At 30.7% G+C, this 6,793-nt stretch carries 7 protein-coding genes; 3 read left to right on the top strand and 4 right to left on the bottom strand.

Features of this window, described 5'->3' with window-relative positions; genetic code table 11:
* The first annotated feature begins 140 nt into the window (after positions 1–140).
* On the top strand, positions 141–2,168 hold the full coding sequence (locus E6248_RS11175; protein WP_316340879.1) for a penicillin-binding transpeptidase domain-containing protein: 2,028 nt from the start codon (positions 141–143) through the stop codon (positions 2,166–2,168).
* 536 nt (positions 2,169–2,704) lie between these two features.
* Here E6248_RS11175 and E6248_RS11170 read toward each other — a convergent pair.
* From E6248_RS11170 to E6248_RS11155, 4 genes are read right to left on the bottom strand one after another with little or no spacing between them, the layout of a single operon-like run.
* Positions 2,705–3,247: a hypothetical protein gene (locus E6248_RS11170; protein ID WP_316340878.1), complete on the bottom strand. Its 543-nt coding sequence runs from the start codon at positions 3,245–3,247 to the stop codon at positions 2,705–2,707.
* An 18-nt stretch (positions 3,248–3,265) separates the two neighbouring features.
* Positions 3,266–4,555 (bottom strand): PTS transporter subunit EIIC, encoded by a 1,290-nt coding sequence (locus E6248_RS11165; protein WP_316340877.1) that lies wholly within the window; start codon positions 4,553–4,555, stop codon positions 3,266–3,268.
* Between the two features lie 12 nt (positions 4,556–4,567).
* Complete coding sequence (locus tag E6248_RS11160; RefSeq protein ID WP_316340876.1) at positions 4,568–4,855, bottom strand: PTS sugar transporter subunit IIB; 288 nt, start codon at positions 4,853–4,855, stop codon at positions 4,568–4,570.
* The gene (locus E6248_RS11155; RefSeq protein ID WP_316340875.1) at positions 4,852–5,163 is read right to left on the bottom strand and encodes a PTS lactose/cellobiose transporter subunit IIA; all 312 of its coding nucleotides are present in this window, start codon (positions 5,161–5,163) and stop codon (positions 4,852–4,854) included. The genes E6248_RS11160 and E6248_RS11155 overlap by 4 nt, the downstream gene beginning before the upstream one ends.
* 191 nt (positions 5,164–5,354) lie before the next feature.
* Between E6248_RS11155 and E6248_RS11150 the strand changes: the two genes are divergently transcribed.
* Together E6248_RS11150 and E6248_RS11145 are read left to right on the top strand one after the other, a co-directional pair.
* On the top strand, positions 5,355–6,062 hold the full coding sequence (locus E6248_RS11150; RefSeq protein ID WP_316340874.1) for a glucosamine-6-phosphate deaminase: 708 nt from the start codon (positions 5,355–5,357) through the stop codon (positions 6,060–6,062).
* 450 nt (positions 6,063–6,512) lie between these two features.
* The coding region (locus E6248_RS11145) for an HTH domain-containing protein (RefSeq protein WP_316340873.1) at positions 6,513–6,793 on the top strand (281 nt) is incomplete at its 3' end.

Below are 6,793 nucleotides of genomic sequence, written 5' to 3'. Positions count from 1 at the left end.
AATATGAACCAGCTTAATAAGGTATAAAAAATTTATCGCAACTTATATACATTATTTTTTATTTTACTAAAATTATGTAAATTACAATTTTTAATGTTATAATTTATACATTAAATGTATATTTAGGGGGTTAATTATTTATGAAATATAAAAAACATTTAAAATCAGTTATAGTATCTGCCTTGGTTTTTACCTTTATGCTGATATCTTATGGATGCTCAGGTATAAGTAAAGCTGAAAAGTCATTTAATAACTTTACAGAAAAATGGGCTGAATCAGACTATACTGCTATGTATGAAATGCTAACTAGTGAGTCTAAAGAATATATTTCAGAAGAAGACTTTATTTCGAGATATACTAATATTTTTTCAGCCATTGAGGCTAAAAACTTATCTTTTGAAATTAATGGAGATAAGGTAAAAGATGATAATGGTGTTACTATTCCTTTTAAATTAACTATGGATACCATAACTGGAAACTTATCTTTAGATGATTATAAAGTATCTCTAGTTAAAGAAGATGGTTCTTATAAGTTGAATTGGGATGAAGGACTTATTTTTCCGAACATGCTTAAAGATGATAAGCTTAGAGTTTCAATAACACCAGCTAAAAGAGGTGATATTCTTGATAAAGATGGGCAATTATTAGCTACTGATGGAACTATAAATACAGTAGGAATTTACCCTGCTAACTTTAATAAAGCTAATTTTCAAGAAAAAATATCTGAAATCGCAAAGGCCTTGGATATTAGTGAAGAAAATATTACTACTAAGCTAGAAGCTAACACTAATCCCGAACACTTTATTCCTCTAGTTGATATATTACCAAATGATCCAAAACTAAATTCTCTTCGTAATAGAGAAGAAGAAGGCATTATAATTAACTCAAAGATAGGAAGAGTTTATCTTGGAGGAGAAGCCTTTGGTAGATTAATTGGATATGTAGGAAACATAACAGCTGAAGAATTAGAAGAAAATAAAGATAAGGGATATAATGATACAAGCCTTATAGGTAAAGCAGGATTAGAGCAAGTATATGAAGATACTCTAAAAGGTGAAGATGCTGCTGAAATATATATAGAACGTGACTATGATAAAATAACTATTGCAAGCAAGGAAGTCAAAGATGGAGAAAATATTACTTTATCAATAGATTCCGCATTACAACAAAAAGTATATAGCGAAATGTCAGGCGAAAAAGGTGCTGCTACGGCTGTAAACCCTAAAACAGGCGAAGTAATTGCTATGGTAAGTGCTCCTTCTTATGATTCAAATATATTTACTACTTACATTTCAAAAACTCAAAAAGCAAAGTGGGAAGAAAACGATCATGCTGATGAGCTAAATAGATTTAACAAAGTTTATGCACCAGGTTCAACTATGAAATTATTAACTTCTATTATTGGAGTTGAAAATGGAGTTATAGACCCTAATGCAAATATAGATATACAGGGTTTAAAGTGGCAACCAGATAGTTCTTGGGGTGATTATAAAATCACAAGAGTTATAGATCCAGGTAAGCCTATAAATTTAAAAGATGCAGCTAACTTCTCTGATAATATTTATTATGCTCAAGTTGCATTAGATCTTGGAAGTGAAAAATTTATTAAAGGACTTAAGGATTTTGGAATTTCAGAGGAACTATCTTTTGAATATCCAATGGAATCCTCACAAATTTCAAATGATGGTGAGTTAAGTAAAGATATATTATTAGCAGATACAGGATATGGACAAGGTGAAGTAATGGTTACACCTCTTCACGTAGCACTATTTTACACTACTTTAGCTAATGAAGGTAATATAATGCAACCAAGGTTAGTTACAAGTGAAAATTCTGAAGCTAAGGTTTGGAAGGAAGGTTTAATATCAAAAGATAACTTGCCAACTTTAGTTGAAGCATTTACTGCCTTAGTTAATGATTCTGGTGCAACTATTGCAGATGGTGCAGTTCCAGGTCATAGAGTTGCTGGAAAATCTGGTTCAGCTGAAATTAAAAAATCTCAAGATGATACTACTGGAACAGAAAATGGATGGTATGCATCTGTAGATCCTGATTCATCTAAGATTTCTATGGCAATGATTATTGAAGATGTTAAAGGCAGAGGTGGTAGTCATGTAACTGTACCTAAAGTAAGAAATGTTATGGATTACTATCTAAATAAAAATTAGTAAAATATAAAACTTAATAATAAAAACTAAAGAACTTAGTTAATTCTACGTTCTTTTTTCATGTAGCTTACTTTTAATATCTTCTTCTATAGTCATTGATTTTCCGTAAGCATAGTCAATAATCTTTTTTCTATGTATCAATGATTGGAATTAAAGCCCTATTTTTGTGTTTCAAATATAGCCATAGCTTTTTTAATATTTCATTTTCCTACTGGATCCTTGCCATTTGCTTCCTTAGCTCTGCTAATCTCATCCTGGAATTATATAAATCTACTATCATTTCTTTAGATTCCTGTGTATATCTTTTGCCCTTACCCATTCTTGGGCACTTCCTTTCTTACTAAATAATATTTTACTTAGTTTAACTTATGGTATCTGCCCTTTTATACTAGCATCATACATAAGCAACTAAATTATCGTTTTATGCAGGATTTAACCATAAAAAAAGGATATCATCTCGCACGATATCCTTTATACTTTAATCATTATTTTATGTGAGTCATTATGTTTCATTTCCATGATTTATCCGTGTTAGACTAACATTGTATTAATCTCGATACTTTATAAAAATATATAACTTGAATGATAGATAAATAAATCGCCAATCCAACTCCAATCAAAAATAAGATTGCTCCAAGTTTCGGAAACATGAAGACTCCATTTTGACAAAGAACTGAATAGAAAATTAGATTCATAAACTTTGTTTTATTCTTTTTACACAATTGAACATCATCAACCATTTTTTTTGATTTCAATAGAGAGTGTATTTCTTCAAACATAAAGTATATTAGAACCCAATTCAGCAACACATATAGTAATGTTTGAACAATAGCAAATACAATATCAATCGTTTCTGGCTTTGTTACAGGTGGTTTTACAAAACTATACCCCATCAATAAGAATAATCCAAATGCTGCAAATGCTCCAAGTTTCGTTTCTTTTGATTTGCTCAGTTTATACACTCCTATTCCAATTAGAAGATAACCTAATAAACCAAAAACTTGAAAAATAAACAGATTAAAAACTTTTAAGGCAAGTAAAATGTAACCGATAAGAATTAAATTACAAGAATAAAACATTATTAAGCCTCCACTCTTCTATGCTTGTGCTTCTTCAGAACATAACAAGTCTTCTTGTTCTGCTAATTTTTGTCTTTCATATGCTTTAAAGAACGGATAGTAAATTAATAATCCGATACAGAATTGCACAATAATTAAAATGATTGTTCTAAAGTCCCCTGTACTAAGTGGCGAACCAATAATAGGTGGAGTACACCATGGAAGCGTAATACGGAAACGATCAACAAATCCAAGCATCGTTGCACCATACTTGATCAAACAGTCAACAACCGTTCCTAAAATACAAGGAATGATTAAGAATGGGTTTAATGCAATTGGTAAACCAAATAGAATTGGTTCTGTAATATTGAATACCAACGCTGGAGCTGCAATTTTAGCGACTGCATTAAATTGTTTTACTGGAGATTTCCACATTAAGAAGATTAATGGAAAATAACTTGCTCCCATATATTCAAATCCTGTTGTCCAAATATAAGGAAGAGTCTCGTTCATGGCAAATGCTGTTGCATTCGCGGTATCCCACATTGTAAGTAATGGAGCATAGAATGAATAAACAATTAAGTCCCCATGTAATCCAGCACACCAGAATGTTTGCATTAAAGTAGTAAGTCCTGTATAAGAGAAGATATTATCAGCTGCACTAATTAATGGTTCCATTAATCCAAATAATTTCATATTTAGATCAAAACCTAGAATTGATCTAATTAACCAAGCAGCAATTACACAAATTAAAAATGGAATAATAGCAGCAAATGATTTTATTACTGATACCGGAACACCAGCAGGCATTTTAATCATCATTTGTTTTGATTCACAGAAATGGTAAATTCTAACTACAATGATACTTGAAATTAATGCTGTAAATAATCCTCCTGCACTAAATCCCTCAATCAAAATTGAACCCCATTCTGGATCAGCAAATTGCCCAACAGTAATAAATAGAAATGTTGTAAGTCCTAACACCGCTGCATTTTTAATATCTACACCTATTTTTTCTGCATATGCCATTGAAACTGTTAACGAAGCATACAATGCTAAGAAACCTGTTGTCATTGTATATGCTAGATAGATTTGATCAAGATACGGAGTTAAGAATGGAAGTAATGCATTTCCTCCCATCATTTCAGGATCAGCAATTGAATATAATAAAATAAATCCGGAACCCACAATCATGGTTGACATGATACCTAACATACCTTCTTGAATAGCTGAAATTGATGGCAGATTTGCAAATTTTGTTAATGGCCCTGCAATCTTATCAGTAATTTTCATTAGAGAATTCATAAAAACTGATTTCTTTTCTTTCATGTTACCACCCCTCTATAAACTTTTAGCTTGTTGTACTACTTTTTTCCCGTCCATCATTCCATAAGCCAGCATATCAATCATTGCAATTTTTTTATTATATTTACTTGCACAATCATTGATTTCATCATACTTATATCTGATTTGTGGGCCAACTAAGACTACATCAAAATTTTCAACTACTTTAGGAACATGAGCTACCGGTACCGCTTCAATATAATCATCTGGTTCAGCAAATTTTTTCATATTTTCCACAAGCATTCCTGTAGAGACTCCTTGTTGACATACTAATAATATTCTCATTTTTCTCCCTCCTTAATTAATTTGTACATTTCAATCATTTCTGTAACTAACTCTAAAGTAATCAGAGCTCCATTTAAATGATCTTGAGCATGAACCATTAAAATATCTACTTCACATTTTTCTCCTCTAGCATTATTCACTAATAATTTAGTTTGAACTTCATGTGCTAAATTTAATTGTTCATTTGCTTCTTCTAATTTACGTTGAGCATCTTCAAAATCACCTTTCTTTGCTAATAGAATAGCTTCCATTGCGCTAGATTTAGAATTCCCAGCATATAGAATGAGTTCAAATTCTACATTATTCACATTTACTCCTCCTTTCGTTTCTAATTATATAAGATAATGTATACAACTTCTTTTCATATATTTTCGTCTATTGGCGCAATAACATCATATTATTTATTTTCGCTAATAAGCGAAAATAAGACAATTGAGGTAAATATTATAGTCCGTTATGCTTATAGCGTGAAATAGTATAATTATGGAGGTAAAAAAAGATGAAAGTTATTATTACAAAAAATTATGAAGAAATGAGTCAAGTTGCAGCTACACACGTATTAGGATACATGTATAAAGAAGGACGAGTTAACCTTTCTATTACTGCTGGTGAAACTCCTATTAGGACTTATGAAATCCTTGCCCCCCAAATTAAAGACAAAGATTTTAGTAATGTTCACTTCTACAACTTTGACGAAATACCATTCAAACAAGAAGACCGTGAAGGTGTAACAATGATTGTACTGAGAGAATGCTTCTTTAATAAAACAAATACCCCTGAAGAAAATATTCATATTTTGGATCACACAAACTGGGAAACTCAAGATAAGCGAATTGAAGAAGATGGCGGATTAGACATGATTCTTTTAGGAGTTGGTGCTGATGGGCACTTCTGTGGCAACTTACCTGGAACAACTAAATTTGGTGATTTAACCACAAAAGTTATAGCCGATGAAAAAATGAAAGACATTTTGGCAGAAGATTTCGAAGGACACTATGAATATGTACCTGACTATTATGTAACTATGGGGCCAAGAAGTATAATGAGAGCTAATCATCTAGTTATGATCGCCTCAGGAAAAGAAAAAGCTGGAATTGTAAAAAAATTATTGTCTCTTGAAATTGATTCTGATATTCCTGCAACTATCTTAACCTTACACCCTAATTTCACATTAATTATAGATAAAGATGCAGCATCATTATTGTGATTAATATAAAATTTAAGTTTCTCTAAATTGTAAATATTAGGTTGTATCAAAATAGATTAAATAATAAGTTGGAATCTTATAATCTATGGGATTACAACCTTTTCTTCTTTATTTTACATAATGGAATACTGTTGTTAGTATGAAAGTGGTGTCCGTATGATAATGCTTGAATTAAATCTTTCCATGCAATTTTCACTACTAATCGTGATGCTTTTGTGATGTAGTGTATCTTTAATTATTTGCACTGTCATGATGAGAAATATCGTGCAAATGGTTTTTCAACTTAAACCCAATAGGGAATATATCAATTCCACTAGTTTACTGGTGGCTCTAATTATAAATTGAGATAAGACGATTATATAAACATAAACTTATTAAAAATGATATAATTAAATCGTTGAACATAATAATTTATTTTTTATATTATTTATAATTGATAGGAGTGATGATATGTTATCAACCCGTGAAATCCAACTAATCAATTTGCTTAGAGATCAATATCCTAATTATATAACAAGCCAAGAAATTGCTGATGAGCTTGGAAAGGGTTTACGAACTATCCAACAAGATATAAAAAAATTAAAACTTATTCTGGTTGAAAATGGTGCGCAAATTAAATTCGTAAATCGAAAAGGATATCAAATTATTTTAACTGATAAAGAAAAATTTCAAGAATTTATCGAAAGATCTGTTGAAAATAGTGTCAAAATTATAGAGTCACAATCTGATCG

Source organism: Clostridium sp. (assembly GCF_032552055.1).
Taxonomy (GTDB): domain Bacteria; phylum Bacillota; class Clostridia; order Clostridiales; family Clostridiaceae; genus Clostridium.
The sequence above is the reverse complement of the archived record's forward strand: the minus strand, read 5'-3'. Positions and strand labels throughout refer to the sequence as shown.

Coding starts and splice junctions, on each gene's coding strand:
- E6248_RS11170 (WP_316340878.1), bottom strand. CDS start 3,247: ATGTTTTATTCTTGTAATTTAATTCTTATCGGTTACATTTTACTTGCC.
- E6248_RS11165 (WP_316340877.1), bottom strand. CDS start 4,555: ATGAAAGAAAAGAAATCAGTTTTTATGAATTCTCTAATGAAAATTACT.
- E6248_RS11150 (WP_316340874.1), top strand. CDS start 5,355: ATGAAAGTTATTATTACAAAAAATTATGAAGAAATGAGTCAAGTTGCA.
- E6248_RS11175 (WP_316340879.1), top strand. CDS start 141: ATGAAATATAAAAAACATTTAAAATCAGTTATAGTATCTGCCTTGGTT.
- E6248_RS11160 (WP_316340876.1), bottom strand. CDS start 4,855: ATGAGAATATTATTAGTATGTCAACAAGGAGTCTCTACAGGAATGCTT.